Genomic DNA, 26683 nt, shown 5'->3' with positions numbered 1-26683 from the left:
CCTACCGCTCCCGGAGGAGGCGCTGCCACTCCGCAAGGAGGTTGAGCGCCTGCAGCGGCGTGGTCGAGCCGACGTCCAGGGCGGCCAGGTCCTTCAGGATCGGGTCACTGCCTCCCGGGAACAGGCCGAGCTGCACCGGCTCGGCAGGCGCGGCGACGGCGCCCGCCGCCGCCAGGGCCGCGCGCTCGCTCTCGAGGTCGGCCAGGATGGCCTTGGCGCGCGCGACCACTGCCGCCGGCAGGCCGGCGAGACGGGCCACCTGGATGCCGTAGGAGCGGTCGGTGCCGCCCGGCCGCACCGTGTGCAGGAACACGATCTCGTCGTTCCACTCGCGCACCGCCACGTGGAAGTTCCGCACGCGCGGCAGCCGCTCGGCCAGCGCTGTGAGCTCGTGGTAGTGGGTGGCGAACAGCACCTTGGCGCCGGGCCCGCGGCGCCCGCCGTGGTCGTGGAGGGCCTCGGTCACCGCCCACGCGATGGCGAGCCCATCGAGCGTGGAGGTGCCGCGTCCCACCTCGTCCAGCAGCACCAGGCTGCGGGGCGTCACGTTGGCGAGGATGCTCGCGGTCTCCACCATCTCGACGAGGAAGGTGCTCTGGCCGCGCGCCACGTTGTCCTGCGCGCCCACGCGCGTGAGCACGCGGTCCACGAGGCCGATGCGGGCCGCGCGCGCCGGGATGAAGCTCCCCATCTGCGCCAGGATCACGAGCAGCGCGATCTGGCGCATGAACACGCTCTTGCCGCTCATGTTGGGCCCGGTGAGGATGACGACCTGGGTGGACTCGGGGTCGAGGCTCACGTCGTTGGGCGTGAAGGCGGAGCCCGCGGCAGCGTCCAGCACCGGGTGGCGACCCTCGTGGATCTCGAGAACGCGCCCGTCGTCGACCACCGGCCGCGCCCAGCCCCGCAGATGCGCCCCCTCCGCCAGGGCGGCGAGGGCGTCGAGGGCGGCGAGCGCGCGGGCCGAGCGCAGGAGCCCGGCCGCCTCCGCGGCCACGCGCGCGCGAATCTCGACGAAGAGATCGAACTCGAGCGCGGCCATGCGCTCCTCCGCCCCAAGGGCGCGGCTCTCGTACTCCTTGAGCTCGGTGGTGACGTAGCGCTCGGCGCCCACCAGGGTCTGCCGGCGGACGTACTCGGGGGGAACCTTGCTCGCGTGGGTATTCGAGACCTCGATCGAGTAGCCGAAGACGCGGTTGAAGCGGACCCGCAGCGAGGGAATGCCGGTGCGGGCCCGTTCGCGCCCCTCGAGCGAGGCGATCCAGTCCTTGGCCTCCCGCGCCGCCCGTCGGAGGTCGGCGAGCTCCGAGCTCCACGCCTCGCGGATGAGCCCTCCATCCCGGAGCTCGCGCGGCGGCTCGTCCTCGAGCGCGTCCTCGAGGAGCCGCGCCAGCTCGGGCACCGCGGTCACGTCCTCGGCCAGGCCGGCGAGAAGCGGCGTGCCCAGCCCGGCCACAACCTCGCGCGCGCCCGGCAGCTCGCGCAGATAGCCGCGGAGCGCCACCAGGTCGCGCGCATGGGCCACGCCGAGGGCGGCGCGGCTCGCCAGCCGTTCGATGTCGCCGATGCGCGCGAGCCGTGTCCGCAACGCCGCGCGCTCCGCCGGCGCGTCCACGAGCGCGGCCACCGCATCCTGCCGTCGCGCGATGGGCGCCGTCTCGCACAGCGGGCGGAGCAGCCACTGCCGAAGACAGCGCGCGCCCATGGGCGTGCGGGTGACGTCGAGGAGGCCGATGAGCGATCCCCGCACGTCCCGCTCCTGCGCGGTCTCGAAGAGCTCGAGGGTGGTGAGCGCGGTGCGGTCCAGCACGAGGGCGTCGCCCGCGGTGAAGCGCAGGAGGCCGCTCACGTGGCCGAGCCGGTCCCCCTGTGTCTCGCTCAGGTAGGTCAGTGCCGCGCCGGCTGCCTGCACGCCGGCGGTCATGCCGCCGAGCCCGAAGCGCTCCAGGTCAGCCACGCGGAAGTGCGCGTGGAGCCGCTCGCGCGCATTCTCCCTCTTGAACCAACCATGGTCGCCCACTGTGAGCGGCACGCCGAGCCCGCCCAGCCGCTGGCGTAGCGCGGCGTCCCCCTCGGAGGCCATGAGCAGCTCGGCGGGCCGGCGCAGCAGCGCCGCCTCCAGCAGGCTCTCCGCCCCAACCGTGTCCTCCCCCACCCAGAACTCACCGGTGGAGACATCCACCAGGGCCAGCCCCAGCGCGGACCCCGCCCGGTGGGCCGCGAGGAGGTAGTTGTTCGCGGCGCCGTCGAGGTATTGAGTGTCGGTGAGGGTGCCCGGTGTGATCACGCGCACTACCTCGCGCCGGACGAGCTTCTTCCCCTTCCCGGGAGCCTCCATCTGCTCGCACACCGCGACCTTCTGGCCCTGGCGGATGAGCCGGCCGATGTAGGTGTCGGCGGCGTGGTGCGGGATGCCCGCCATCGGCGCGTCCCCACGCGCGGTGAGGGTGATTTGAAGCAAGGTAGCGCCGCGCTGCGCGTCCTCGAAGAAGAGCTCGTAGAAATCGCCCAGGCGGAAGAGCAGCAGATAGTCCGGGTACCGCCGCTTGAGCTCGCGGTACTGCTGCATCATCGGGGTGAGCTCGGCGCCGCGGGGATCCGTCACGCGCGCAGCAGAGCCGTCAGGCGGTCGTAGGTCGTCTCGAGGGATTCCGGCAGCACCTTGGTCTCGGCGACTACCGGCATGAAGTTGGTGTCGCCGTTCCACCGCGGCACCACATGCATGTGCAGGTGTCCCGGCACGCCCGCCCCCGCCACGCGGCCGAGGTTCATGCCGATGTTGAAGCCGTCGGGCTTGTACCCCTCGGCGAGGGCGCGCACGCCGTCCTGCACCAGGGTCATGGTCTCGGCCATCTCGTCCGTCGTCACGTCCTCGACGCGTGCGACATGGCGAAGGGGCATGGCGAGCAGGTGGCCGGTGGCGTAGGGAAACGCGTTCAGGACCAGGAAGGCGCGGGGGGCACGCCGGAGGATCAGGGCCCGCCGGTCGTCACCGGCGGAGAGAGCGGCGCAAAAGACACAGGTGGCGTCGGGCGCTCCGGCGGAAGTCACGTAACTCATCCGCCACGGGGCCCACAGGCGGTCCACTCGGCTGGGCTAGGTGTTGACGAGCTCGCGCAGCCGCTTGCCGACCTTGAAGAAGGGCACCCGCTTCTCGGGCACGCTCACCGAGTCTCCCGTCTTGGGATTGCGTCCCTTGCGGGAATTCCGGTGGCGGATCCGGAAGCTGCCGAACCCCCGCAACTCCACCTTGTCCCCCTTGGCGAGGGCGTCAGTGATGTTGTCGAAGACGGTGTTCACGATGAGCTCCGTCTCCTTCTTCGTCAGGCTCGACACCCTCGACACTTCGTCGATGAGATCCGCTTTGGTCATGACCTGACTCCCTCCCCGTGCCCGGCCCGGCTTGACCCGCGCCCCATCGGAGCACCCGTGGGGGCAGTGCGATCTTGCGTCACGCTAGCATGCCATCGAAAAGATTGTCAAGAAGGGCGGGGGGTTAGGGGCCACCCTGGGCTCCCCTCCCCCCTAGTACATCAGATAGAGAGGGGTCCGGAGCGTGGGCAGGCTCGGCAGGAGGGTCGAGGGCACCCCGACCCCGAGCTCGCTCTTGAGCAGGTCGGTGAACGAGAAGCGCTTCCGCGGGAGAATGAGCTTGGGCTTGCCGGGGATCCCGCCCAGCTTGCCGGCCGCCTCCACCGCCTCCTCGAAGCCGCCCAGCTCGTCGACCAGCTTCAAGCTCTTGGCCTGCGCGCCCGAGTAGATGCGCCCGTCGGCGACGGCGCGCACCGCGCTCTCCTCGAGCCCCCGGCCCTGCGCGACTGCCGCGATGAACTGCCCGTGCACGTCGTCCAGGAGAGCCTGCAAAATGCGTCGCTCCTCGGGGGTCATCGTGCGGGCGAAGTTGCCCACGTCCTTGTACGCACCGGCCTTCACGACCACGTACTCGACCCCCACCTTCTTGAGAAGCCCCTCGACGTTCGCCATCTGCATGACGACGCCGATGGAGCCGGTGAGCGTGCCCGGGTTGGCGAAGATGCGATTGGTGGCGGCGCCGACGTAGTAGCCCCCCGAGGCGGCCACCGCGCCGAAGGAGGCCACCACGGGCTTGCCCGCCTTCCGCACCCGCTGGACGGCGTTGTAGATTTCCTGGGTGGGCGCCACCACCCCGCCCGGGCTGTTGACCCGGACGACCACGGCCTTCACCGCAGGGTTCTCGGCGTAATCCAGGAGCTCGCGCACGACGTGGTCGCCGTCGAGGATGATGCCCTCGATCTCGACGACCGCGACGCGGGGCCCGCCGGGCAGCGCGCCGTCCTCGAGCACGGCCATGAGGATCCAGACCGTGACAACGAAGACCACGAGGAGCAGCGCGGCGAGGCCCGCACCCAGGAGCAGGCTGCGCGCCCGAGAGGCCACCGCCGGCTAGTCCTCGTCGTCGAAGTCGTCGTCCTGCCGGCGCCGCTTCCCCTTGCCGCGTCCACGCCCGGCGCCACCACCCTCCGACTGCGGCGGCTCGTCCATCATCACGGCGGCGGCGAGCTCCTTGAGGCTCAGGCCGATGCGGCGCTCGTTGGGGTCCACCCGGATCACGAGCAGCGTCAGCTCGTCCCCCACGTTGACGAGATCGGCCGGCGAGGCGATGGGTCGGTTCGACATCTGCGAGATGTGCAGGAGCCCATCCACGCCGGGCTCGAGCTCCACGAACGCGCCGAAGTCGGTGAGGCGCACCACCTTGCCGGTGACGCGCGAGCCCATCGGGTAGCGCTGCGACACCGTCTCCCACGGGTCGGGCTGGATCTGCTTGAGGCCGAGGGAGATGCGCTTGTTGTCCCGATCCACGTTGAGGATCTGGGTCTCGATGGGCTGGCCCTTCTTGAGCAGCTCCGACGGATGCCCGATGTTGCGGGTCCAGGACATGTCGGAGATGTGCAGGAGTCCGTCCACTCCCGGCTCGAGCTCCACGAACGCGCCGAAGTCGGTGAGGTTCCGCACCTTCCCCTGCACGCGCATGCCGGGCTTGTAGCGGTCGTCGATGGAGTCCCACGGATCGGCCTCGACCTGCTTCATGCCGAGCGAGATCCGCTTGGTCGCCTTGTTGACGTCGAGCACCTGCACCTCGACGGTGTCGCCCACGTTGACGATCTTCGAGGGGTGGCGGACCCGCCGCGTCCAGGACATCTCGGACACGTGCACGAGGCCCTCCACGCCGGGCTCGAGCTCGACGAAGGCGCCGTAGTTGGTGAGGCTCACCACTTTCCCCTGCACCCGCGCGCCGGAGGGATAGCGCTGGTCGACCACCGCCCACGGGTCCGAGGACTTCTGCTTGTAGCCTAGCGACACGCGGCCCGTCTCGCGGTCGAAGTGGAGCACCACCACCTCGACCTGATCGCCCACCTGGAAGATCTCCGAGGGGTGGCCGATGCGGCCCCAGGACATGTCGGTCACGTGCAGGAGCCCGTCGATGCCGCCGAGGTCGATGAAGGCGCCGTAGTCCGTGATGTTCTTCACAGTGCCGGTCAGCGCCATGCCCTCGGTGAGCACGGCGAGGGTGTGCTTCTTCTTCTCCTCCCGCTCCGTCTCCAGCACCGCGCGGCGCGACAGCACCACGTTGCCCCGGCGGCGGTTGAGCTTGATGACCTTGGCGCGGATGGTCTGGCCGAGCATCGTGGCAAGGTTCTTCACCGGGCGGAGGTCGACCTGAGAGCCGGGGAGGAACGCGCGCACGCCCACGTCCACGGCGAGACCACCCTTGACCACCTCGACCACGCGGCCCTCGACCGGCGAGCCGGCGTCGAAGGCCTTGGAGATCTGATCCCACACCTTGATCTTGTCGGCCTTGTCCTTGGACAGGACGATGAGGCCCTCGGAGTCTTCCTTGGCCTCGAGGAAGACCTCGATCTCGTCCCCCACCTTGGGCGCGCCGCTATAGCGGAACTCCTCGATGGGGATGGCGCCCTCGCTCTTGTAGCCGATGTCCACGATCACGTCGCCGGTGCGCACCTCTACGACGCGGCCGCGGATCACCTCCCCTTCTTCGATGTCCCCCACGCTGCGGGACAGCCAGTACTCCATCGTCTCTTCGGGGTCTCCCTCCACCTCGCGCTGCGCGCTCGCGAGGCCCGGCACCTTCCGTTCATCCGTCGCCATAAGTCCTGACTGCCTCCTTTGTTCCCTCTATATATATAGTGTTGCGAGCTTCTGCGTACGGGTAAGTCTCAGGCGGCCTGACGCTGGAGTTGCGCGATGGCGCGCATCATCTCGTCGGTGGCCGCGCGATACGCGTCCTTTCGCTCCTCCGGTGTCTCGCGCTCGCCCTCGGCCTTCGCCTTGAAGCGCATGGGCGGGCCGAAGCGCACCACGGCCTTGGCCGGCCGCGGAAACGCCGCGCCCTTGGGGAGCGCGCGCCCGCTGCCCGTGATGAGAACGGGCACGACGACGGCCCCGCTCAGGACGGCGAGCATGCCCGCCCCGGGCTTCGCCTCTCTCAAGGCTCCCTCGGGTCCGCGGGTGCCCTCCGGGAACACCAGCAGCGCGCGCCCCTCTTCCAGCACCTTCAGCGCCGTTTTGAGCGCGCGCGCATCCGAACCCTCGCGGCGCACCGGCCGCGCGTTCAGCGCGCGGATCAAGCGACCGAAGAGCGGGATGTCGAACAGCTCCGCCTTGGCGAGGAACGAGAGCTGGCGCGGCGAGGCGCCGCCGACGAGGGGCGGATCCAGGACGCTCGAGTGATTCGACACGAGCAGGAGCGGTCCCGTGGGCGGCACCTGCTCGGCCCCGCGCGCTTCCAGCCGGAAGTAGAGCCGCATCAGGAGCACCGCGACTGGCTTCAGGATCTCGTAGAGCACCGGACCCGCTCCACCGCGTCCATCAGCCGCTCCAGCACTTCCGCCCCGTCCAGCCCCGTCGTGTCCACCACCACCGCGTCCGCCGGCCGGACGAGGGGGGCGATGGCGCGGCCCATGTCCTGCCGGTCGCGCCGCGCCACTTCCTCGCGCACGCGGTCCAGGTCCAGGGCGAGGCCGCGCTCCGCGAGCTCCTCGCGCCGCCGCCGCGCGCGCGCCTCGAGCGTTGCGTCCAGGTAGAACTTCACGTCGGCGTCGGGGCACACCACGCTTCCGGTGTCTCGGCCTTCCAGGACGACCCCGCCGTCGGCGGCGAGCGCACGCTGCATCGGCGTCATCTTCTCGCGCACCGCCCGGAGCATGGTGAGCACGGACGTGAGCTCGCCAATGACGGGGGAGCGGATCTCCCCCGTCACGTCGCGGCCGTTGACGAGCACGCGCTCGCCGTCCAGCGCCACCGTGGTCGCGTCGAGCACCGCGCGGAGTGCCGGCGTGTCGTCGGGGGCGAGCCCCGCCTCGCGCACCGCCCAGGCGAGGGCGCGGTACATGGCGCCGGTGTCGAGGAGACGGAAGCCGAGCCGGCGCGCGAGCGCACGCGCGGCGGTGGACTTTCCCGCTCCCGCCGGTCCGTCGATCGTGATCACGGGCTCCCGCCGGCCATCACACGTCATGCTTCCGCCCTCGCCGCCGGAGATCCCGCCAGGTCGTTGACCGCGGTGAGAAAGCCCGGGAAGGAGGTCGCGATGCAGTCCGTATCCTCCACCACTGTCTCGCCGTCCGCAAGCAGGCCGGCGATGACCAGGGACATCGCCATCCGGTGATCGCCCCCGCTCGACACCACCGCGCCGCGCAGGCGCGTCCCGCCCTCGATCCGCAGGCCGTCCGGCCGCTCGGTGATCCGCGCGCCCATCCGGCCGAGCTCGGCGGCGATGGCGCGAATGCGGTCCGACTCCTTGACGCGCAGCTCGGCGGCATCGCGCACTTCGGTGGGACCCTCCGCGAGCGTCGCGGCCACCGCGAGAATGGGCACCTCGTCGATGAGGCGCGGGATGACGGGGCCGCCGATCTCGGCGCCACGCAGGCGGCTCCGGTGGACGACGAGGTCGGCGGCCGGCTCGGCGGCGGCGCCGGGACCGGCGGGGGCCTGCCGCCGGATCGAGGCGCCCATTGCCTCCAGCACCTCGAGGACGCCGGTGCGCGTGGGATTGGTGCCCACGTGGGCGACGGTGAGCTCGGGATCGGCCATGAGGGCGCCCGCCACGAGGAAGAAGGCGGCCGAGGAGATGTCGCCCGGCACGGCCACCGGCTGCCCACGAAGCTCGCCGCCGGGTGTCAGCGTCACGCCCTCCGGCGTTGCCGTCAGGCGCGCGCCGAAACCGCCCAGCATGCGCTCGGTGTGGTCGCGCGACGGGGAGGGCTCGCGCACCGTCACGGGGCCATCGGCCCAGAGGCCGGCGAGGAGCAGCGCCGTCTTCACCTGCGCGGAAGCCACGGGGGACTCATAGGTGATTGCCTTCAGCGGGCGCGCGCCCCGCACCGCCAGCGGCAGACGGCTGCCCTCGCGGCGGCCGACCACGGTCGCGCCCATGCGGCGCAGCGGGGCGGCCACGCGGTCCATGGGGCGGCTCCGCAGCGACTCGTCCCCCGTGAGAATGGACCAGAAGGGCTGGCCCGCGAGCACGCCCACCAGGAGCCTCGCCCCGGTGCCAGCGTTGCCGCAGTCGATCACGTCCTCTGGCTCGGTGAGCCCGTCGGGTCCCACGCCGTCGACCAGGTAGTGGCCCGGCCCTTTTCGGGTGACCTCCACCCCGAGGGCCCGCACCGCCCGGAGAGTGGCCAGGCAGTCCTCGCCCTCGAGGAACCCCGTGATCTCGGTGCGGCCGCTGGCGAGCGCGCCGAACAGCGCGGCTCGATGCGAGATGGACTTGTCGCCGGGTACGAGCACGCGGCCGGCGAGGCGCGGGGTCGGGGTGACGCGAATTCTCACCCGAGCTTCTCCCGGTGCTGTTTGATTCGCTCGAGCTCGGCCTCGACGGCGGCGGCGTCCCCCAGCGCGATCACCGCTTCGAGATGATCGAGCGATTTACGGAAGGCGGCGAGGGCCTCGGCGAGGGCGGCGCGATTGTCCTGGAAGATCTCGCGCCAGACCGCCGGGCTGGACGCGGCGATGCGCGTGGTGTCGCGGAAGCCGCGCGCAGCCACGTCGAGGAACGCGGGATCCATGCGCAGCACCGCATCCACGAGCGCGTCGGCGACCAGGTGCGGCAGGTGGCTCACCGCCGCGGTGGCGCGGTCGTGGGTGAGCGGGTCCAGCACCGTGAGGCGGGCGCCCATCGCTTCCCAGAACGCGCGCACGCGCGCGAGGGCCGCCGGCGCGGTGCGCTCCGTGGGCGTCAGAATAACGGTTGCCGCTACGAATAAATCGGCGCGCGCCTCCGCGAACCCGGCGCGCTCCGAGCCCGCCATGGGATGGCTGCCCACGAAGTCGAGCGGACGCCCGATAGCCAGCCGCTCCGCGGTGGCCACGATGCGCCCCTTCGTGCTGCCCACGTCGGTGAGGACGGTGCCCGGCTCGGCGGCCGCCCAGACCGCGGCGAGCTGGCCCTCGAGCGTCGCCACCGGGGTCGCGAGCACGCAGAAGTCGGCGCCGCGCAGCCCCGCCGCGAGATCGGTAGTGCCTCGATCCGCCGCTCCCGCCCGCAGCGCCGGCGCCACGCTCGCCTCCGCCCGCCCCACCACGACGATCTCGCCGGCCAGCTTGCGCGCGCGGGCGGCCAGCGCGATCGAGCCGCCCAGGAGCCCCGGGCCGACGACGCAGAGCCGCCGGATCACGCGCGCTTGGCCTCCTGCAGGACCTTGCGGAGCGCCTTCATCAGCCGGCGGTTCTCCTCCGGCGTGCCGATGCTGATGCGGAGCGTGCTTTCCATGCCGAAGGACAGCATCGGCCGCACGATCACGCCCTCGCGGAGGAGCCGCTGGTACACGTCGAGCGCATTGCGCCCCACGTCGACCAGGAGGAAATTTGCCCGCGACGGCGGGAAGCGCAGCCCCAGCGCAGCGAACTCCTCGCTGAGATAGGCGCGTCCGGCCTCGATCATGCGCAGGCACTCGACGATGTGCGCATCGTCCTCCAGCGCGGCGAGCGCCGCCACCTGCGCGAGAGAGTTCACGTTGAAGGGGGGCCGGATGCGGTTGAGCAGGCTCACGCAGTCGGGGTCGCCGATCCCGTAGCCCACCCGCAGCCCGGCCAGGCTCGCCGCCTTGGAGAACGTGCGGAGGCAAACGACCTTGCGGCCCTGGCGCAGATAGCTCAGCGAGTCGGGGAAGTCCGGGCCCTGGGCGAACTCGAAGTAGGCCTCGTCGAACACCACGATGGCGCGGTCGGGCACGCGCGCCATGAAATCCTCGACGTCCGGCGCGGTCACGATGGTGGCGGTGGGGTTGTTGGGATTGGCGATGAAGACGAGCTTGGTCATCGGGGTGATCGCCCGCGCCATCGCCTCGAGATCCAGCCGGTGGTCCTTGAGGGTGACGACCACACGGATCCCGCCCACCGCCTGCACGATCATCGGGTAGACGACGAACGAGGGATGCGGGATCACCGCCTCATCCCCGGGGCGCATGAACGCGCGCGCGATCAGCTCGATCAGCTCGTTGGAGCCGTTGCCGAGGATCAGGTGGTCGGCGGTGACGCCGTGCCGGCGCGCGAGCGCCTCGCGGAGGTAGAAGCCGGTGCCGTCGGGATAGCGGTTGAGCTGGGTGATCGCCGCGGCCACCGCCTTCTGCACCCGCTCGGACGGCGGCAGCGGATTTTCGTTCGACGCCAGCTTGATGGCGTCGTGGATGCCAAGCTCGCGCTCGACCTCCTCGACAGGCTTCCCGGGCTCGTAGGGGGCGATCCCGAGGATGTGATCGTTGGCGAGCGACTCCCATGACGAGGCCATGCCGGGGCTCCTTAGGCGACCGGGTAGGATCCGAGGATCTTGAGGAACTGGCAGCGTTCGCGGACCGCGCTCAGCGCAGCCGCGACGATCTCGGTATCCCGGTGGCCCTCGAAGTCGACGAAGTTCACGTACTCCCAGGGTCGCCGCTTGGTCGGTCGCGATTCGATCTTGGTCAGATTGAGGCCGCGCTCGGCGAACGGCTGCAGGATGCTGAACAGCACGCCGGGCTCGTTCTTCATGGAGAAGAGGATGGAGGTCTTGTCGCGCCCCGTGGCGGGGATGGGGCGCCGGCCGAGGACGAGGAAGCGCGTCGAGTTGAAGGGGTTGTCCTCGATGCGCCGCCGCAGGACGGGGACGTCGTAGAGACGCCCCGCCATCTCGGAGGAGATGGCGGCCACGGTGGGATCGTCCTTCGCCCGCTCCGCCGCCGCCGAGGTGGAGGACGTTTCCTCGGTGGGCACATCGGGCAGGTTGGCGTTGAGCCACTGCCGGCACTGGGCCAGCCCCTGGGGATGCGAGCACACCTTCTTGACCTCGGAGACGTCGCCGGCCCGCGACAGGAGGAAGTGGCTGATCTCGAGGGTCACCTCGCCGGTGATGAGCGCGTCCGAGTCGATCAGCCGGTCGAGGGTGACGTTGACCGGCCCCTCGGTGGAGTTCTCCACCGGGACCACGCCGTATTCCGCACGCCCGCGCTCCACCTCGTCGAAGACCTCGGCGATGCTGCGCGTGGGCCGCAGCAGCGCGGAGGAGCCGAAGCGCACCTGTGCCGCCTGATGCGTGTAGGTGGCGGCGGGGCCCAGGTACACCACGGGAAGCGGATTCTCCAGGGCGAGTGACGCGGAGAGAATCTCCCGCCAGATCACGCGGAGCGCCTCGTGAGGGAGCGGGCCGCAGTTCTGCGCGATCAGCCGATCGAGGACCTGGACCTCCCGCTCGGGAACGAAGTAGGGAAGATCCTGCTGCCTCTTGAGCTCGCCGATGTGGAGGGCGGCGTCCGCGCGCTGATTGAGGAGGTTGAGGATCTGGTTATCGAGGTCGTTGATCCTGGATCGCCAATCGTCCAGGTTCATAGAGGCTCCCTGAGCCCGACTGTCTCTAAAGCCTCCGCAGTATAAGGGAAGCCCCCTACCCGCGCAAGCGATTGAGGTCGGCGAGCTCCGCGGGGCGCAGGGGACGGCTGTGCCCGGACGCGAGGTCGCCCAGCCGCAGCGGCCCAAACGCGATGCGCCGCAGCCGGCGCACGGGATGGCCGAGGGCCTGGGCGTAGCGTCGCACCTCGTGGTTGCGGCCCTCCGCGAACGTCAGCTCGAGCCATGTCGCCGTCGCCCCCGTCCGGCGCAGCACCCGCACGCTCCGGGGCACCGCCGGGCCGTCGTCCAGCACCACCCCGCGCCGCCAGCGCGCGAGCTCGGCGTCCCGGACGTGGCCTTCCACCTCGGCCTCGTACACGCGCGGGATCTCGTAGCGCGGATGTAACAAATAGTTCGCCAGCGGGCCATCGTCGGTGAGGAGCAGCAGGCCCTCGGTATCGTAGTCGAGCCGTCCCACCGGGAACAGACGCGCGCGCACGTGCCGGATCAGGTCGAGGACGACCGGGCGGCCGCCGGGATCGGTGCGGCTCGTCACGTAGCCGCGCGGCTTGTTGAGGAGCAGATACGTGCGGGGCGCCGCCGCGTCGAGGCGCCGGCCGTCCAGCGTGATGGTGTCGCGCGCGGGGTCGGCCTGTGCCCCCGGCTCCGTGCGCACCTGCCCGTTGACGGTGACGCGGCCGGCGGCGAGAAGCGCCTCAGCCCCGCGGCGCGAGCTCAGCCCCGCCTGCGCCAGGATCTTGCTGAGACGGATCGGTGGCAGCCGCCAGCTCCTTGTCCAGCTCACCCTGCCCCGACGCCTCCGGGCCGGACAGATCCGGGATGATGAGCTCGCTCTCGGGCTTGGGGAGATCGGCGAGGTCGCGCAGGCCGAAGGCCACGAGGAAGTCGCGCGTGGTCTCGTAGAGGAAGGGGCGGCCCGGTGTCTCCTTGCGCCCGGCAATGCGAACGAGCCGGCGCTCGAGGAGGTTGTCGAGCACCCCCTCCGAGTTCACCCCGCGCACCGCGTCCACCTCGGGCCGGGAGACAGGCTGGCGATACGCGATGATGGCGAGCGTCTCGAGCGCGGGGCGCGACAGCCGCTGGCGCGTGCGCGCCCGCGCGAGCTTGACCAGCCACGGCGCGACCTCGGGCCGCGTCACCAGCCGGAAGCCGCCGCCGACCTCGATCACCTGCAGCGCCCGTCCCTCGGCTCGCAGGCGGGTACCCAGCGCGTCGACGAGGTCGCGGGCGGTGTCGGGCGAGTCCAGCTCCAGGACCTCTCGAATCGTGGTGATTTCCACGGGCGTGTCGGAGGCGAAGAGCAGCGCCTCGAGAACGTCGATGGGCTCGGTCATTCTCCGTCTCCCTGGGGCACGGGTGCGACCGCGAGGTCGTCCGCCGCGGGGTCGCCGCCAGCGCCGCGCTCGATCACGATGTCGCCGAAGAGCTCGGCCTGGCGCGCGCGCGCCTGCCCGAGCCGCACCAGCTCGAGGAGCGCGAGCAAGGTCACGACCCACTCCGCGCGGACGCGTTCCCCACCCGCCACCGATGAGAACAGAAGGGACCACGTGGAGCGCAGCAGCGAGACGATCTCGCTCATGCGCTCCACCACGGAGATGGGATCCATCTCCACCGCCCGGGGCCGCTCGCGGCGCTGATCGTCCACCAACCTGTTGATCGCTCGCAGCAGGAGATGGACGGAGAGGTCCTGGAGCGGCACGTCCTCCGGCGGCGGCAGCTCCGCCGTGGTGCGGCCGAAGATCAGCGCCTGCGCAGCCTCGCGCGCGCCTAGCCAGGCCCCCAGCGCCTTCACCCGCGCGTACTCGGCCAGCCGCGCGGCCAGCTCCTGACGCAAGAGCTCGCCCTCGGGGTCGAGATCTTCCTCGTCCGGCTCGCCGGTGGACGGCAGCAGGAGCTTGGACTTGAGGTAGATGAGCGTGGCCGCCATCACCATGAACGAGCCCGCGGTGTCGAGGTCCTGGAACTGCGCCGCCTCGAGGTGCGCGAGGTACTGGTCGGTGACCGTCCGGATGGGAAGCCTGGTGAGATCCAGTTCGCTGGTGCGGCAGAGATGCAGCAGAAGGTCGAGCGGGCCCTCGAACGATTCGACCCGGACGGTGAGCGCGGGCGCGGCGACCTCGGTCATGGCTCGAGCTTCACCGCGTCTCGCACTTCGTCCATGGTCCCGCGCGCCACGCGCTCCGCGCGGCGCGAGCCCTCGTGGAGGATCTCGAGCAGATCGGCGGGCCGTGATGCCCAACGCTCGCGCCGGTCGCGGATGGCGGTGAGCGGCGGCAGCATGTGCTGCAGGAGCACGCCCTTGCAGTCCAGGCAGCCGATGGCGGCAGTGCGGCAGCCCGTCGCGCACTCCTCGCGCGGGCCGTCCGGCGTGAAGATGCGGTGGAGGTCGAACACCGGGCACACGTCGGGATCGCCCGGGTCGGTGCGCCGCTTCCGCGCCGGATCGGTCACCATTGGCTTGATTTTCTGCGTGATCACCTCGGGCGGATCGGCGAGCTCGATGGCGTTGCCGTAGGACTTCGACATCTTACGACCGTCCGTCCCCGGCACCTTCGGGATCTGGGTCAGCTTGGCCTGCGGCTCGGGGAACACGGGCTTCCATGTGTGGTTGAAGCGGCGCGCCACCTCGCGGGTGAGCTCGATGTGCGGGACCTGGTCCGCGCCCACCGGCACCCAATGCGCCTTGTACATCAGGATGTCGGCGGACTGCAGCAGCGGGTAGCCCAGCAGGCCGTAGGACGGCGCTTCGATCCCGAGCTGCTCCACCATCTCCTTGTAGGTCGGCACACGCTCGAGCCAGCCCACCGGGACGACCATCGAGAAGAGCAGGTGCAGCTCGGCGTGCTCGCGGACCCGGGACTGGATGAACAGCGTCGAGCACTCCGGATCCAGTCCCGCGCCGAGCCAGTCCGCCGCCATCTCGAGGGTGCTCGAGCCGGCCTCTGCGCTCGCCTCCGGCGCGGTCGTGAGCACGTGCCAGTTGGCCACGAAGTAGAAGCAGTCGAAGTCCGCCTGGAGCCGTACCCAGTTCTCCAGCGCGCCCAGATAGTTCCCGAGGTGGAGGCGCCCTGTGGGTCGCATGCCCGAGAGCACCCGCTGCTTCTCGCCTGCCATCACACTCCTCGCTGGCGATCGTCCTGGGGGATGCGGGCCTCCCAGGCCTTCGCCATCCGCAGGAAGACGTAGTCGGCGTACAGGACGGCGAGCACGAAGCCGCGCCAGCCGTCGAGGAAGCCGCGCTGAATAATGTACATCGAGAGGAAGCGGCCGAGCGGCCGGAAGATCAGATCGGCGAGCCCGGCCCGCTTGCCGCGGCGCACCCACTCCCCCGCCGCGAGCGTGGAGTAGCGGTTGGAGCGCTGGACGAAGTCCTCCAGGCTCCGGTAGGAGTGGTGGAGCAGCGGCTCCGCGAGCGTCTCCACCCGTCCGGCCACGCGCACCGACTCGTGGACCGCGTCCGCGACGAAGCGGCCGGCGTGGCGGCGGAAGAGGCGGAGCTGGTGGTCCGGGTAGAGACCGCCGTGGCGGACCCAGACGCCCCAGAAGATGTTCCGCCGCGGCAGCTGATAGCCGTCGGCGACGGGGCGGCCCGCCGCGTCGTCGGCGAGGATCTCGGTGATGCGCACGCGCAGCTCGGGGGTGACGCGCTCGTCCGCGTCGAGGGCCAGCACCCAGTCGCCCGCGGCCTGGTCGAGGGCGAAGTTCTTCTGCGCGGCGAAGCCCGGCCACGGGCGCACCCAGACGCGTTCGGTGAACTCGCGCGCCAGCGCCACCGTCTTGTCGGTCGACTCGCCGTCGACGATCACGATCTCGTTGGCCCACGTCACGCTCTCGAGGCAGGGACGCAGCCGCTCCTCCTCGTTCCACGCCACGATGGTCACCGAGAGGCGCGTCATCGCCCGCGCCCGCGCTCGAGCAGGTCGCGTGCGGCCGCGTAGGCGGCGTCCGCGGAGAGCCCCGCCATGGATCCGTCGGGGCTCTGAAGTCCGCGGCTTTGTGCACCATAGGGACCGTTGCGCGCCGCCCGCGTGGGGCCGTAGAGGCCCAGCGCGGGCGTGCCCAGCGCCGCCGCAAGGTGCAGGGGGCCGGTATCCCCCGCCACCATCAGGTCGACCCGCCGCAGCACCGCGGTGAGCTCGTCCAGGTCGGTAGGCGGCGCCAGCACGGCGCGCGCGCTCAGCCCGGAGCCGATCTGCTTGGCCATGTGGATCTCGTCGGGCCCCCAGAGGAGGAGTATGCGCGTGTCCGCCTCGGTGGCGAGACGCTCGGCGAGGGCGCGAAAGCGCTCCACCGGCCACTGCTTCTCGGGCCGTCCCGCGCCGGGATTGAGGGCGACGATGCGGTCGCTGCGCTTGAGCCCGGCCTCCGCGAGGGCGTCGGCCATTCGCCGCTCGGCGACGGGCCGCGGCGGGAGATGGAACTCCGGCACGCCCGGGGCGATGCCGAGCGGACCGAGGAGGGTCAGGTATTGCTCCACCACGTGCACGGCGGTGGGCGGCGGAGTCACGCGCCGGTTCGTGAACAGCACGTTCAGCCGCTCGCGGCAGTGAGACGCGCTGAAACCGATGCGTAGGGGGGCCCCGGTGTAGGCCGTGAGCACCCCGCTCTTGAGCAGCCCCTGGAGATCGATGGCGACGTCGAAGCCGCCCAGGCGCACGCGCCGGTGGAGTCGGCCCAGCTTGCCCATCACTTCGCGGGCGCCCGCGGGCCGTCGGACGAGACGCCGCCACCGCCGCGTGTCCACGGGGATGATCTGATCGAGATCGGGATGATCGCGGAGGATCGCGTACTCTCGGGCCTCCACGATCCACGTGATGCGGGTGTCGGGCCGGGCCCGACGCAGCGCGCGCGCCACCGGGAGAGCGTGGATCACGTCGCCCAGCGAGGAGAGCTTCACGATCGCGACGTTCACCGCCCGCCCCCGAAGCGATCCACAATGATGCGAATGAGGTCGCGGGTGGAGTGATCCTTCGGATCGCCGGCGATGGCGACGCGCCCCCCCGCCGCCACCACCGCGGCGCGCTCTGGCACGGTGGTCTCGGTATAGTCGGTGCCCTTGGCCTGCACGTCGGGGCGGATCAGGCGGACCAGCCGCTCCACCGTGTCCTCCTCGAAGACCACAACCGCGTCCACCGCGGCAAGGGCGCCGAGCAGCTCGGCGCGCTCCGCCACGCTCATGAGCGGGCGCCCCGCCCCCTTGAGCCGGCGGACCGACGCGTCCGAGTTGATCCCCACCACGAGCGCATCCCCGAGGGCCCGGGCCGCCGTGAGATAGCGGACATGGCCCACATGGAGGAGATCGAAGCAGCCGTTGGCGAGGACAATCGTCTTGCCGCGCCGACGCTGGGTGTCCGCCCAGCGGGCGGCCGCCTCAGGGTCGAGAACGGGCGCCATCGCTCCCTGGCTCGGACGAGAGCGCCTGGGCGAGGTCGGCGGGCGTGGCGCTGGCGGTGCCGCGCTTCATCACGACCACGCCGCCGGCCACGTTGGCGAGCCAGGCCGCGTGCCCGGGGGGCGCGCCGGCGGCGAGCGCGGTGGTGAACGCGCTGATCACGGTATCGCCCGCGCCCGTCACGTCGGCGATCTGATCGCTGCCGTGGATGGGGATGAACGTCACCGGCCCCTCGCGCTCGAGGAGCGCCATGCCACGGCTGCCGCGCGTCACGAGCAAGAGCTTCGCCTCGAGTCGCTCGAGGACCTGGCGGCCGGCCTTCTCGATCGCGCGCTCGTCGACGAGCTCGATCCCCGTGAGCGCCTCCACCTCGGGCTCGTTGGGCGTGGCCGCGGTGGCGCCGCGGAACCGGAGGAGATCGTAGCGGCTGTCCACCGACACGGGGCCGCCGCGCTCCCCGGCGCGCGCGCGCACCGCCTCGAACACACGCGGCGACACCACGCCGTAGCCGTAGTCGGAGCAGACAAAACCATCGGCTTCGCGCGACAGCGCGGCGAGGCGCTCGAGTAGACGCGCCTCCACGTCGGGGGGCAGCCCCGGATCGGGCTCGCGGTCCAGCCGCACTACCTGCTGGCGCGTGGACTCGTAGCCGCCGGCCATGATCCGCGTCTTCACCGGCGTGCGGCGCCCCGGCGCGCGCACGAGCCCCTCGGTGCCGATGCCTGCGCGCTCGAAGAGCGCGGCGATGGCCGCGCCGCCCTCGTCGTCGCCCACCACGCCCACTGGCGCCGCGTGGGCCCCGAGGGCCTGCACGTTGTGGGCGGCATTGGCGGCGCCGCCGAGCCGGATCTCCCGATCCGTGAACCGCAGGATGAGCACGGGCGCCTCGCGCGAGATGCGCGCCGGCTTGCCGTAGAGATATTCGTCGGCGATGAGGTCGCCCACCACGAGGATGCGGCGGCCGCGGAGCTGCCCCACCAGATCGAGCGTGGCGCGCGCGGGGAACATCATCGCCGCCGCTCCGCCAGCACCCACGCCACCGCGTCCAGCAGATCCTCGGCCACGTGGTCGGGCTTCACGGTCCACTCATGCCGCTGATGCTCCCACTCGCCGCGCCCGTAGCCCGTGAGCACGAGCACCCCCGCCGCCCCCACCGCCTGCCCGACCGCCACGTCGGAGATGCGGTCCCCGACCATCACCGAGGCGGCGAGGTCCAGAGCGAGCTCGCGCGCGGCGCGCTGGAGCAGCCCGGGCCGGGGCTTGCGGCAGTCGCACACCGCGCGATACGGCGGCTGGCCCTCGTGAGGATGATGCGTACAGACGTAGAGAGCATCGAGCCGCGCCCCCTGCGCGGCCAGCTGCCGGACCATCTCGGCATTCACGGCGTGGAGTACATCCTCGGAGAAATAGCCCCGCGCGATCCCGGCCTGATTGGTGACCATCACCGCGGGAACACCGGCCTGATTCAAGCAGCGCACGGCCTCCCCGGTGCGGGGCAGGAGGCGGATCCGGCTGACATGATTCACATACCCCACCTCGCCGGTGAGGCAACCATCCCGGTCGATGAACACCGCGGGGCGTCCAGCCATCGAGTGGCAGTGTACTGCCCCCAGCCCCGAACGATCAATGAAGATCGGGAGTTCGGAGCCGGATCAGTTCACGATCTTCCGGTAGAGATCTTCGAATGCGGCGGCCTGGGCCGCGTAGGTGTACGGCTCGGCGGTGGCCCGCGCGGCCCGGCCGAGGGCGAGTGGGTCGGTCCTGCGCAGGCGCTCCAGCCCCTCGGCGATGGCGTCTGCCGTCACCTCGGGGACCACCCAGCCGTTCACGCCGGGCTGGATCAGCTCGGCGCCCCCCGCGTGCACGCTCGTCAGCATCGGCCGGCCGGAGGCCAGCGCCTCGAGGTGCACGTTCCCGAATGGCTCATAGCGGGCGGGCAGCGCCACCACGTCCGCCGCTGCGTAGAGCCGCTCGACGTCGTGCCGCGTCCCCACCCAGATGACCTGCGGGCCCACGCTCCGGCGCGACGCCAGCGCCTCATAGGCCGCGCGGTCGCCCTTGCCCGCCACGACGAGGCGCGCGGCGGGGTCACGACGCAGCGCCAGCGCCTCCACGAGCGGACCCAGCCCCTTGCGCTCGAAGCCCGACCCGACGAACAGCACGCACCAGGCCCCTTCCTCGACGCCCAGCTCCGCGCGTGCGGCAGGACGATCGTGGACGCGCGCCGGCGGATCGAAGCGCGCCAGGTCGACCCCGTTATACACGAGGGTCACGCGGTCCGGCGGCGTCGCGTAGAGCCGTTCGATCTCGGCCTTGCCGCGGGCGGAGATCGCGACGATCCGGCCGATACCATCAAGCCGAAACATCCGTGTTTCCAGCCTGATAACATATCGATGGTAGGGACTTCGTTGAGCCTCTCGGCCCATGGCCTCCAGGTAGCCTCGGTGCGTCCCCTCGCCCGCGCGGTACACGTCCGCCCCCCTCATGCGCTCATGAGTCTGCACGACGTCGTAGCCGCCCGCGCGCGCGGCCGCGCGTGCCGCGAGCCCGAAAGACACGAGCCGGAGCAGCGAGGGCTGCCACAGCACCGGTAGCCGGCGCACCCGGATGCCCGCGACCGGGCGCTGCGCTCGCGTCGTGAGAAGAGTCACGGCGTGGCCGCGGCGCGCGAGCTCGCCTACGAGCCCGGCGGTCGCCGTCTCCACGCCGCCGTGGAAGGTGAACGGCCGGCAGACGAGGGCGAGCTTCACCCCCGGCCCGTCCGGTCGAGCAGCCCCTGCACCAGCGGGAACAGGTCGCGGCGTGCGCTGGCGAAGCTGTAGTGCTCGACGCAGCGCGCTCGCGCGCGCGCCCCGAGCTCGCGCGCCTTCTCGGGATCGCTCGCGAGACGCTCGATGGCGGCGCCCAGGGCGGCGGCGTCGCCGGGTGGGACCAGCACGCCGCAGCCGCCTCCGTCGAGGATCTCGGGAATCATGGACACGCGCGTGGCCACGATGGGGCGCGCCAGCGCCATTGCATCGAAGAGCTTGGCGGGCACCTGCCCGCGCGTGTCGGGACCGTCACGCTGGGGGACGGCCACGACGTCGGCCGCCTCGAGATAGCGCGGCACCTCGGAGAATGCGATGGCGGGAATCAGGCGGAGTGCGGGCAGCCGAGTCCGGAGCCGCCGCCCGGTGGCGCCGTCGGGGTCGGTGCCCACGAGCGCCAGGACGAGATCCGGCCGCGCGAGCGCCGCCACCGCCGTGACGAGATCGTCCACGCCCTTGTGCTCGCGCGCGGTGCCAAGGAACATGACGAGCCGCTTCCCCGTGGCGTCCAGCTGCGCCCGTACCTTGGTCGGATCGTCCAGGCCGGGCCGCCAGGCGTCGGTGTCCCGCACGTGCGGGATCAGCGTGCCGCCGAAGCGCTCCTGGAGGAAGCGCGACGCCACCGTGATCGCATCGGCCGTGCGCGCGGCTCGCTCCATCAGCCAGGTCCAGGGGAGGCCGCGCGGATTGGTCCAGTTGACCGCGCGTCCGACCGTGCCCCAGACGCCTCCCCGAAGAAAGAAGCCGACTTCCCAGTCGTCGATGTCGAGGAGCAGCGGTCGGCCGCCGAGCCGCCGCTTGAGGAGCCCGAGGCCGGCGGAGCCGAGTCGGGGCTTGGAGGCGTAGAGGAGATCGCCGTCCGCCGCGCGGAGCAGGCCCGGCAAGGCTCCCGCAAAGCTCGCGATCCGACCCGCGGGCACGCTCACGTAGCGGACCCCATCGGCAGCGACCGGTGGCCATACGCCGGCGCCGTGGCGCGGACCCACGATCTCGACCTCGGCGATGGGCGCGAGCAGCTGCGCGAGGAGATGGGCGCGGCCGGCGGCGTTGTCGGAGACGTCGAAGCAGAGGACGGAGACCTTCACGCGGTCGGCGTCGCCAGCGCCGCGTAGCGCGCGGCCAGCGCCTCCGCGACGCGCGCGCCCGAGAGCCGCCTATCCACGAGATCGCGTCCCGCGGCGCCGAGACGGGCGCCCAGCGCGGGATCGGCGAGTAGCGTGTCGATCGCGTCGGCGAGCGCGCCGACTTCTCCGCCGGGCACGAGCAGCGCGCTCTCGCGGTCGACCAGCACCTCCGGCACCACCCCCACGCGGCTCGCCACCACCGGCCGCCCCGCCGCCATGTACTCGAAGAGCACGCGCGACATGCCGTCCGACTCGAGGGGCACGTAGAGGGCCGCGTCGAAGCCCGCCACCATCTCCGGGGCGTCCACCAGGCCATCCATGATGGTGACGCGATGGGCGAGATCGAGGCGGGTGCGCAGCGCGCGGATCTGCAGGTGCATGGAGCCGCCGCCCACCATGGCGACGTGGAACGCGCGGCCGGCCCGCGCCAGGCGCGCCACCGCCTCGAGGGCGACGGTGTGACCCTTCATCGCGCGAAAGCCGCCGAGCAGGCCGATCACCGGCACGCCATCCGCGACGCCCAGCGCGGCGCGCAGTGCGCGCGGGCTCCGGCCCGGCCGCCACGCGTCGGCGTCCACGCCGCCCGGCAAGGCCACGACGCGCTCCGCGTCCACCAGGCCCGCGGCGAGGTACTGCCGGCGGATGGCCTCCGTCACCGTGACCACGAGCGCAGTGCCCCGGCGGTAGAGCCAGCGATTCAGCGGATGCGATCGGACTGGCTGTACGATGTGGCGGGTGCGCACGATCGGCCGTGGCGTGCGGGACAGGCGATTGGCGAGGGCGGCCAGCCAGTGCTCCTTTCCCCGGTGCGCGTGGACGACGTCGAGGTCGGGCAGCCACCGACGGAGGCGGCGGAGATCCGCCGCGTCGGCGGCGGGATTCACCCCGCCCGGCAGCTCGAGCAGCTCGATGCGCCGGACTCCGGCGGCGCGCGCGCGATCGATGACGCGCGACTCGGTTCCCCGCCGACAGGCGAAGGTCACCTGATGCCCGGCCCGCTCGAGCTCCACGCTGACGCGCGCGGCCCAGTAGGCGTCCGACGACCAGCCACGGCAGGAGACGATCTGGAGCACCCTCATCCGGTCCTCCGTCGGCGCGCGACCGCTTCGCGATACACCGCCTCCACCTGGGCAGCGTGGCGCGCGGGGCTGAACTCCTCCTGAGCGCGCCGCCGGCCCGCCTCACCCATGCGCCGCGCCCGCGCGGGATCGGCGGCGAGGGCGGCGAGCGCGGACTCCACCGCTTCGGGCCGCTCGTCGTCCACGAGCAGCCCCGTCTCCCCGTGCGCGACGGTGTCGGGGAGCGCCCCGATGCGCCGGGCCACCACGGGGCGGCCCGCCGCCATCGCCTCGAGGGCGGCGCGGCACGACTCGTCCGAGCCCGCGCCGACCAAAACGAAGGTGTCGAGGGCCCGCAGGACCGCGGGCAGGTCGCCGTCGCGATAGCCCGTGAAGATGATCTCCCGTCCTAGCCCCAGCTCGTGGACCATCGCCTCCAGGCGCGGCCGCGCCTCCCCCTTGCCCACGAGGAGCAGCCGCGCGCTCGGATAGCGTCCGAGCAGGCGCTGAAAGCCCCGGATCAGGAGCTCGTGGCCGCGGTTGTGGGCGAGGCGCGCGACCGAGCCGATGATGGGACCGGACGTGGCGGGGCCGCCGTCGATCCCGAGCTCGGCCCGCACCGCGGTGGGATCGGCGTCCTCCATGAAGCGCGCGAGGTCCACGACTCCGCTGACGCGGCGGATGCGCTCGGGCGCGATGCCGGCGAGGCGCGCGCGCTCCTCGATCTGTCGGCTCACCACGATCACCGCGTCGGCGCGCCGGTAGAGGGCGCGAGCCACGTGCCCGAGCCGCACCGCGCGCTGATTGTGGAACGTGCGAACCAGCGCGGCGGGGCCCCGGGACGCCGCGCCCAGCCAGTGGTCGTGGGAGTGGTGCACGTGGACGATGTCGATGGCCTCGCGGCGCACGAGCCCGCGCACCCGCCGCGCGTCGGTGACCCACGCCCACGGCGCTCCCTTCACGTCGAGCGAGAGCCCGGGCTCGGGCTCGATGCCGGCCTCGCGGGCCTTGGCCTCGAAGCGGTCACCCACGATCAGCCCCAGCCGCACGGTGTGGCCGCGCCGCGCGAGGCCGTCGATGAGGCGGATGACAGGGTCGGCGCTGCCGGTCCACCAGCGATTGGCGACCAGGTGGAGGATGCGGAGCGGCGAGGCCTCGGGCGTCATCGCCGCGGGGCGAGCAGCTCGTCGTAGAGGGCGAGCAGGCGCCCGATCGAGGTTTCGCGGGAGAACCCCTCCTCGCAGCGCTTGCGCGCAGCCCGCGCGCGCGCCGCGGCGGCTGCCGGATCCGCGAGCACGCGCTCGATGCCGGCGGCGAGGGCGGCCGGATCCTCGGGCGGCACGAGGAGGCCCGTGACCCCGTCCTCCACGAACTCGGGAATGCCGCCGATGCGGCTCGCCACCAGCGGGATCCCCGCGGCCGCCGCCTGCAGCAGCGAACCCGGCACCCCTTCGGTGCGGGTGGAGGCGAGCGCGAAGCAGTCCATGATGCCGAGCAGCGCCGGCACGTCGGTGCGGAAGCCCGCGAAGCGCACCGCGGCCGCGATCCCGCGAGCGCGGGCGATGCCTTCCGCCCAGGCCCGCCGTCCGCCGTCGCCCACGAGGAGCAGCCGCGCGTCGGCGCGCCGCGCGTGCACGCGTGCGAACGCGTCGAGCAGGTGATCGTGGCCCTTGGAGCCGCGGAACATCGCGACCGATCCGACGATGGGGCCGTCGGGCCCCCCCGCCGCGCGGGTCAGGCCCACGGACTCGAGCACGGCCGCGCTGTCGTGGGGCACCGCGAACGCGTCGAGGTCCACGCCGGCGGGGATGGCGATCACCCGCTCGGGTCGCGCGCCCGCCGCGATCACGAGCTGCCGGATCTCCTCGCCGCTGGTGATCACGCGGTCGGCGAGCCACCGGTACACGGGGTTGAGCCCACGCCGGATGGCGATGGAGACGTGGCGCGTGCGCACGACGGGCACGCCCGCCCACCGCGCGGCCATACCGGCCACCCACGCGTCGATCGAGCTGTGCGTATGTACGAGGCTCACCCGCTCGCTCCGGATCAGGCGCGCGAGCGTGCGCGCCGCGCCGAGGTCGAAGGGGCCGCGCATCCGCACCGCGACTGCGGGGATGCCGCGCACGCGGGCGTGCTCGACGAAACGGCTGCCCGGCTGGCCGGCGAGCAGGACGCGCCAGCCGCGCTCGGTGATCCAGCGCGACTCGTCGAGGGTGCGGATCTCCTGCCCGCCGAGCCCCGGCGAGGCCTCGGTGTGGAGGACGATCTTCACACCACCGCCTCCCGCGTTACCGTCGCCACCGCGTCCGCGTCGATGGCCCGCATGCAGACGTGATCGATGGGGCAGACGTCGAGGAAGCACGGCGCGCACGGCGCGCCGGGCGCGACGACGCGGGCACGCGCCGAGCGCGGGGCGGTGAGCCGCGGATCGGTGGGGCCGAACAGCGTCACCGTGACCACGCCGAGCGCCGCCGCGAGGTGCGCGACGCCCGTGTCCGCGCTGACGAGCCCGCGAAGCCGGGGAAGCAGATGCGGTAGCAGCGCGGCGCGATCGCGCCCGACGAGCGAGCGTGGCGCTGTCGCGGCGAGCCCGAGCACCGCCTCCGCGGCCGCAGCATCGTTGGGGCCGCCCAGCAGCACCACGGGCAGGCCGAGCGCGTGCAGCCGGTCGGCGAGGGCCGCCCAGCCGGCCGGTGTCCAGTGCTTGGCCGGTCCGGCCGCGGCGCCGAGGTGAAGCCCGATCGGCGCGAGACCGCGCGGGAGGCCCCCGTCCAGCAGCGCGTCCACCTCCGCCTCAGCGGCGGCATCGTCGGGCACGCGCAGCTGCGGTTCGCGAGCGGCCGTCGTGACGCCCAGGGCCTCGAGCAGGAGCCGGTACTCGTCGACCTGATGGCGGCGGGGCTCGGGCAGCGGTACCCGGTCGGTAAGGTAGAGCCCACGGGCGTCGGTGTCGAAGCCCACGCGCCGCCGCGCGCCCCAGTGGCGCGCCGCGCGCGCCGCCTCGAACGAGTTGGGCAGGACCAGCGCCAGGTCGGGCCGCGCGCCCGCGAGGGCGCGGGCGAAGCGCCGCCGGCCCGGGGACGCGGGGTAGCCAAGTAGCGCATCGGCGATGCCCTGCCCGCGCAGCACGGAAGCCCAGCGGCCGATCACGGTGATCGTCGCCTCGGGCATTGCCTCGCGCAGACCCGCCAGAGCCGGCTGGGCCATCACGGTGTCGCCCAGCCAGTTGGGAGCGCGCACCACGAGCGTCGCGGGCACGCCCGCGCTCACCCGCGCGCGGGCGCGGCGATCTGACGCAGCGCCTCCACCCAGGCGGCCTGGCCGCTCGACAGGACCATCCGCACGGTGAGCACCCACACGGGAAGACCGGGCAGCGCCTTCTCGCGGAGCCGCACGGCATCCTTCTCCGTCGTGATCAGCCCCTCGGCACCGGCCAGCCGCGCGCGCCGCGCCACCTCTGCGAGATCCGCGTCGGTATACCAGTGGTGATCCCCGAACTCGGCGAAGCCTGTGAGGAGCACGCCCATCGTCGAGAGGGTGTCCATGAACGAGCGGGGCGAGGCCAGCCCGCCGAAGCCCAGCAGGCGCCGGCCGCGCAGCTCGGCGAGAGGCAGCCGCGCGCCATCCCCCACCCGCCGCGCCTCGAGAGGCTCGTACCGTGCGGTGACCACCGGCGCGGGCGAGTCGTGGAGCCGCAGCGTGCGGGTGACCGCGTCCACGACCTCGTCGTCGGCAGGATTGGTGACGACGACCACGTGGCTCCGTCGCAGCACGGAGAGCGGCTCGCGGAGCTGACCGCGCGGAAAGAGGCGCCCGTTGCCCCACGGCGCGCGGGCGCTGACGACGAGGATCTCGAGCGTCTTGGCGATCGTGCGGTTCTGATAGCCGTCGTCGAGCACGATGACCGAGGCGCCGTGGGCCTCCACCGCGAGGCGTCCCGCCTCGAAACGGTTCTCGCCCACGATCACGGGGATGCCCGGGAGGCGCTCGGCGAGCAGCAGCGGCTCGTCGCCGGCGGCGCGCGCGCCGAGCCGGATGCCTCCGCGGTCGGCGACCACGTGTACCCCGCGGGTGACGCGGCCGTAGCCGCGGCTCACCACCGCGGGCGCGGCGCCGAGGGCGACCAGCGTGAGCGTGGCGAGCTCGGCGAGCGGCGTTTTTCCGCTACCGCCTACAGTGACGTTGCCGAGGGACACCACCGGACAGGGCAGCCGCCCCGTCTTGAGCAGGCGGGCGTCGTAGAGCCACCCGCGGGCCATCAGCGCCGCACGATACCCCACGGACAGCGCGCCGAGGGCGGCGGCCAGTGCCCGGGGAGTCTCCTCCTCCCACGCCCGCCGCAGCCAGCCTTCGGGATCGCGGCGCACCCGCACGACGGACTCGCTGCTGGAGCGCTCGCGCGCCAGCTGCTCTCTGCCCATC

General features: G+C 72.3%; 27 protein-coding genes. All 27 read right to left on the bottom strand.

From position 1 onward, the window contains the following. Position 1: 1 nt before the first annotated feature. Entirely contained in the window at positions 2-2605 is a 2604-nt protein-coding gene (mutS, locus tag VFX14_04185; protein ID HEU5188870.1) for a DNA mismatch repair protein MutS, read from the bottom strand. After that, positions 2602-3060, bottom strand: coding sequence for an HIT domain-containing protein (locus VFX14_04180; GenBank protein ID HEU5188869.1), 459 nt, complete (start codon positions 3058-3060; stop codon positions 2602-2604). The genes mutS and VFX14_04180 overlap by 4 nt, the downstream gene beginning before the upstream one ends. 36 nt (positions 3061-3096) lie before the next feature. Beyond that, complete coding sequence (locus tag VFX14_04175; protein ID HEU5188868.1) at positions 3097-3372, bottom strand: integration host factor subunit beta; 276 nt, start codon at positions 3370-3372, stop codon at positions 3097-3099. A gap of 153 nt (positions 3373-3525) precedes the next feature. Then, positions 3526-4416 carry a signal peptide peptidase SppA gene (sppA, locus tag VFX14_04170; GenBank protein ID HEU5188867.1) on the bottom strand — a complete coding sequence of 297 codons (891 nt, stop codon included), beginning with the start codon at positions 4414-4416 and terminating at the stop codon, positions 3526-3528. Between the two features lie 6 nt (positions 4417-4422). After that, positions 4423-6147, bottom strand: a complete 1725-nt coding sequence (locus tag VFX14_04165) for a 30S ribosomal protein S1 (protein HEU5188866.1) — start codon at positions 6145-6147, stop codon at positions 4423-4425. A gap of 68 nt (positions 6148-6215) precedes the next feature. After that, on the bottom strand, positions 6216-6845 hold the full coding sequence (locus tag VFX14_04160; GenBank protein HEU5188865.1) for a lysophospholipid acyltransferase family protein: 630 nt from the start codon (positions 6843-6845) through the stop codon (positions 6216-6218). Then, positions 6827-7513 carry a (d)CMP kinase gene (cmk, locus tag VFX14_04155; GenBank protein ID HEU5188864.1) on the bottom strand — a complete coding sequence of 229 codons (687 nt, stop codon included), beginning with the start codon at positions 7511-7513 and terminating at the stop codon, positions 6827-6829. Before cmk ends, VFX14_04160 begins: the two co-directional genes overlap by 19 nt. Beyond that, complete coding sequence (aroA, locus tag VFX14_04150) at positions 7510-8829, bottom strand: 3-phosphoshikimate 1-carboxyvinyltransferase (protein HEU5188863.1); 1320 nt, start codon at positions 8827-8829, stop codon at positions 7510-7512. The genes cmk and aroA overlap by 4 nt, the downstream gene beginning before the upstream one ends. After that, a complete protein-coding gene (locus VFX14_04145; GenBank protein ID HEU5188862.1) occupies positions 8826-9674 on the bottom strand; it encodes a prephenate dehydrogenase/arogenate dehydrogenase family protein in 849 nt (282 codons plus the stop codon). Before VFX14_04145 ends, aroA begins: the two co-directional genes overlap by 4 nt. Next, the gene (gene hisC, locus VFX14_04140; GenBank protein HEU5188861.1) at positions 9671-10786 is read right to left on the bottom strand and encodes a histidinol-phosphate transaminase; all 1116 of its coding nucleotides are present in this window, start codon (positions 10784-10786) and stop codon (positions 9671-9673) included. The genes VFX14_04145 and hisC overlap by 4 nt, the downstream gene beginning before the upstream one ends. An 11-nt stretch (positions 10787-10797) precedes the next feature. After that, positions 10798-11859: a prephenate dehydratase gene (gene pheA / locus VFX14_04135; GenBank protein HEU5188860.1), complete on the bottom strand. Its 1062-nt coding sequence runs from the start codon at positions 11857-11859 to the stop codon at positions 10798-10800. Positions 11860-11914: 55 nt separating this feature from the next. After that, the gene (locus VFX14_04130; GenBank protein HEU5188859.1) at positions 11915-12664 is read right to left on the bottom strand and encodes a pseudouridine synthase; all 750 of its coding nucleotides are present in this window, start codon (positions 12662-12664) and stop codon (positions 11915-11917) included. Beyond that, positions 12576-13214 (bottom strand): SMC-Scp complex subunit ScpB, encoded by a 639-nt coding sequence (gene scpB, locus VFX14_04125; protein ID HEU5188858.1) that lies wholly within the window; start codon positions 13212-13214, stop codon positions 12576-12578. Before scpB ends, VFX14_04130 begins: the two co-directional genes overlap by 89 nt. After that, entirely contained in the window at positions 13211-14005 is a 795-nt protein-coding gene (locus tag VFX14_04120) for a segregation/condensation protein A (protein ID HEU5188857.1), read from the bottom strand. Before VFX14_04120 ends, scpB begins: the two co-directional genes overlap by 4 nt. After that, complete coding sequence (gene trpS, locus VFX14_04115; protein HEU5188856.1) at positions 14002-14994, bottom strand: tryptophan--tRNA ligase; 993 nt, start codon at positions 14992-14994, stop codon at positions 14002-14004. The genes VFX14_04120 and trpS overlap by 4 nt, the downstream gene beginning before the upstream one ends. Continuing rightward, positions 14994-15776: a glycosyltransferase family 2 protein gene (locus VFX14_04110; protein ID HEU5188855.1), complete on the bottom strand. Its 783-nt coding sequence runs from the start codon at positions 15774-15776 to the stop codon at positions 14994-14996. The genes trpS and VFX14_04110 overlap by 1 nt, the downstream gene beginning before the upstream one ends. Further along, on the bottom strand, positions 15773-16792 hold the full coding sequence (gene waaC / locus VFX14_04105) for a lipopolysaccharide heptosyltransferase I (protein ID HEU5188854.1): 1020 nt from the start codon (positions 16790-16792) through the stop codon (positions 15773-15775). Before waaC ends, VFX14_04110 begins: the two co-directional genes overlap by 4 nt. Then, entirely contained in the window at positions 16789-17274 is a 486-nt protein-coding gene (locus tag VFX14_04100; protein HEU5188853.1) for an adenylyltransferase/cytidyltransferase family protein, read from the bottom strand. Before VFX14_04100 ends, waaC begins: the two co-directional genes overlap by 4 nt. Beyond that, complete coding sequence (locus tag VFX14_04095; protein ID HEU5188852.1) at positions 17252-18283, bottom strand: bifunctional ADP-heptose synthase; 1032 nt, start codon at positions 18281-18283, stop codon at positions 17252-17254. The genes VFX14_04100 and VFX14_04095 overlap by 23 nt, the downstream gene beginning before the upstream one ends. Then, complete coding sequence (locus VFX14_04090; protein HEU5188851.1) at positions 18280-18861, bottom strand: HAD family hydrolase; 582 nt, start codon at positions 18859-18861, stop codon at positions 18280-18282. Before VFX14_04090 ends, VFX14_04095 begins: the two co-directional genes overlap by 4 nt. A gap of 63 nt (positions 18862-18924) precedes the next feature. Then, a complete protein-coding gene (locus tag VFX14_04085; protein ID HEU5188850.1) occupies positions 18925-20022 on the bottom strand; it encodes a glycosyltransferase family 4 protein in 1098 nt (365 codons plus the stop codon). After that, entirely contained in the window at positions 20019-21164 is a 1146-nt protein-coding gene (locus VFX14_04080; GenBank protein ID HEU5188849.1) for a glycosyltransferase family 4 protein, read from the bottom strand. The genes VFX14_04085 and VFX14_04080 overlap by 4 nt, the downstream gene beginning before the upstream one ends. After that, entirely contained in the window at positions 21161-22282 is a 1122-nt protein-coding gene (locus VFX14_04075) for a glycosyltransferase family 4 protein (protein HEU5188848.1), read from the bottom strand. Before VFX14_04075 ends, VFX14_04080 begins: the two co-directional genes overlap by 4 nt. Next, positions 22279-23427, bottom strand: a complete 1149-nt coding sequence (locus tag VFX14_04070) for a glycosyltransferase family 4 protein (protein HEU5188847.1) — start codon at positions 23425-23427, stop codon at positions 22279-22281. Before VFX14_04070 ends, VFX14_04075 begins: the two co-directional genes overlap by 4 nt. Beyond that, positions 23424-24533, bottom strand: coding sequence for a glycosyltransferase (locus VFX14_04065; protein HEU5188846.1), 1110 nt, complete (start codon positions 24531-24533; stop codon positions 23424-23426). Before VFX14_04065 ends, VFX14_04070 begins: the two co-directional genes overlap by 4 nt. Continuing rightward, positions 24530-25519 carry a glycosyltransferase family 9 protein gene (locus tag VFX14_04060; protein ID HEU5188845.1) on the bottom strand — a complete coding sequence of 330 codons (990 nt, stop codon included), beginning with the start codon at positions 25517-25519 and terminating at the stop codon, positions 24530-24532. Before VFX14_04060 ends, VFX14_04065 begins: the two co-directional genes overlap by 4 nt. Before the next feature lie 8 nt (positions 25520-25527). Further along, a complete protein-coding gene (gene lpxK / locus VFX14_04055; GenBank protein HEU5188844.1) occupies positions 25528-26682 on the bottom strand; it encodes a tetraacyldisaccharide 4'-kinase in 1155 nt (384 codons plus the stop codon). Position 26683 lies beyond the last annotated feature (1 nt).

It is taken from the genome of Candidatus Methylomirabilota bacterium (assembly GCA_035764725.1).
GTDB lineage: Bacteria > Methylomirabilota > Methylomirabilia > Rokubacteriales > CSP1-6 > DASRWT01.
The sequence above is the reverse complement of the archived record's forward strand: the minus strand, read 5'-3'. Positions and strand labels throughout refer to the sequence as shown.

What these genes read in the sequence shown, in the direction of transcription:
- VFX14_04075 (HEU5188848.1), bottom strand. Translation starts at nt 22,282, where the DNA reads ATGAGGGTGCTCCAGATCGTCTCCTGCCGTGGCTGGTCGTCGGACGCC.
- lpxK (HEU5188844.1), bottom strand. Translation starts at nt 26,682, where the DNA reads ATGGGCAGAGAGCAGCTGGCGCGCGAGCGCTCCAGCAGCGAGTCCGTC.
- VFX14_04095 (HEU5188852.1), bottom strand. Translation starts at nt 18,283, where the DNA reads ATGATGTTCCCCGCGCGCGCCACGCTCGATCTGGTGGGGCAGCTCCGC.
- VFX14_04180 (HEU5188869.1), bottom strand. Translation starts at nt 3,060, where the DNA reads ATGAGTTACGTGACTTCCGCCGGAGCGCCCGACGCCACCTGTGTCTTT.
- trpS (HEU5188856.1), bottom strand. Translation starts at nt 14,994, where the DNA reads ATGGCAGGCGAGAAGCAGCGGGTGCTCTCGGGCATGCGACCCACAGGG.
- VFX14_04090 (HEU5188851.1), bottom strand. Translation starts at nt 18,861, where the DNA reads ATGGCTGGACGCCCCGCGGTGTTCATCGACCGGGATGGTTGCCTCACC.
- cmk (HEU5188864.1), bottom strand. Translation starts at nt 7,513, where the DNA reads ATGACGTGTGATGGCCGGCGGGAGCCCGTGATCACGATCGACGGACCG.
- VFX14_04070 (HEU5188847.1), bottom strand. Translation starts at nt 23,427, where the DNA reads ATGACGCCCGAGGCCTCGCCGCTCCGCATCCTCCACCTGGTCGCCAAT.
- scpB (HEU5188858.1), bottom strand. Translation starts at nt 13,214, where the DNA reads ATGACCGAGCCCATCGACGTTCTCGAGGCGCTGCTCTTCGCCTCCGAC.
- VFX14_04120 (HEU5188857.1), bottom strand. Translation starts at nt 14,005, where the DNA reads ATGACCGAGGTCGCCGCGCCCGCGCTCACCGTCCGGGTCGAATCGTTC.
- pheA (HEU5188860.1), bottom strand. Translation starts at nt 11,859, where the DNA reads ATGAACCTGGACGATTGGCGATCCAGGATCAACGACCTCGATAACCAG.
- VFX14_04110 (HEU5188855.1), bottom strand. Translation starts at nt 15,776, where the DNA reads ATGACGCGCCTCTCGGTGACCATCGTGGCGTGGAACGAGGAGGAGCGG.
- hisC (HEU5188861.1), bottom strand. Translation starts at nt 10,786, where the DNA reads ATGGCCTCGTCATGGGAGTCGCTCGCCAACGATCACATCCTCGGGATC.
- VFX14_04165 (HEU5188866.1), bottom strand. Translation starts at nt 6,147, where the DNA reads ATGGCGACGGATGAACGGAAGGTGCCGGGCCTCGCGAGCGCGCAGCGC.
- VFX14_04175 (HEU5188868.1), bottom strand. Translation starts at nt 3,372, where the DNA reads ATGACCAAAGCGGATCTCATCGACGAAGTGTCGAGGGTGTCGAGCCTG.
- VFX14_04100 (HEU5188853.1), bottom strand. Translation starts at nt 17,274, where the DNA reads ATGGCGCCCGTTCTCGACCCTGAGGCGGCCGCCCGCTGGGCGGACACC.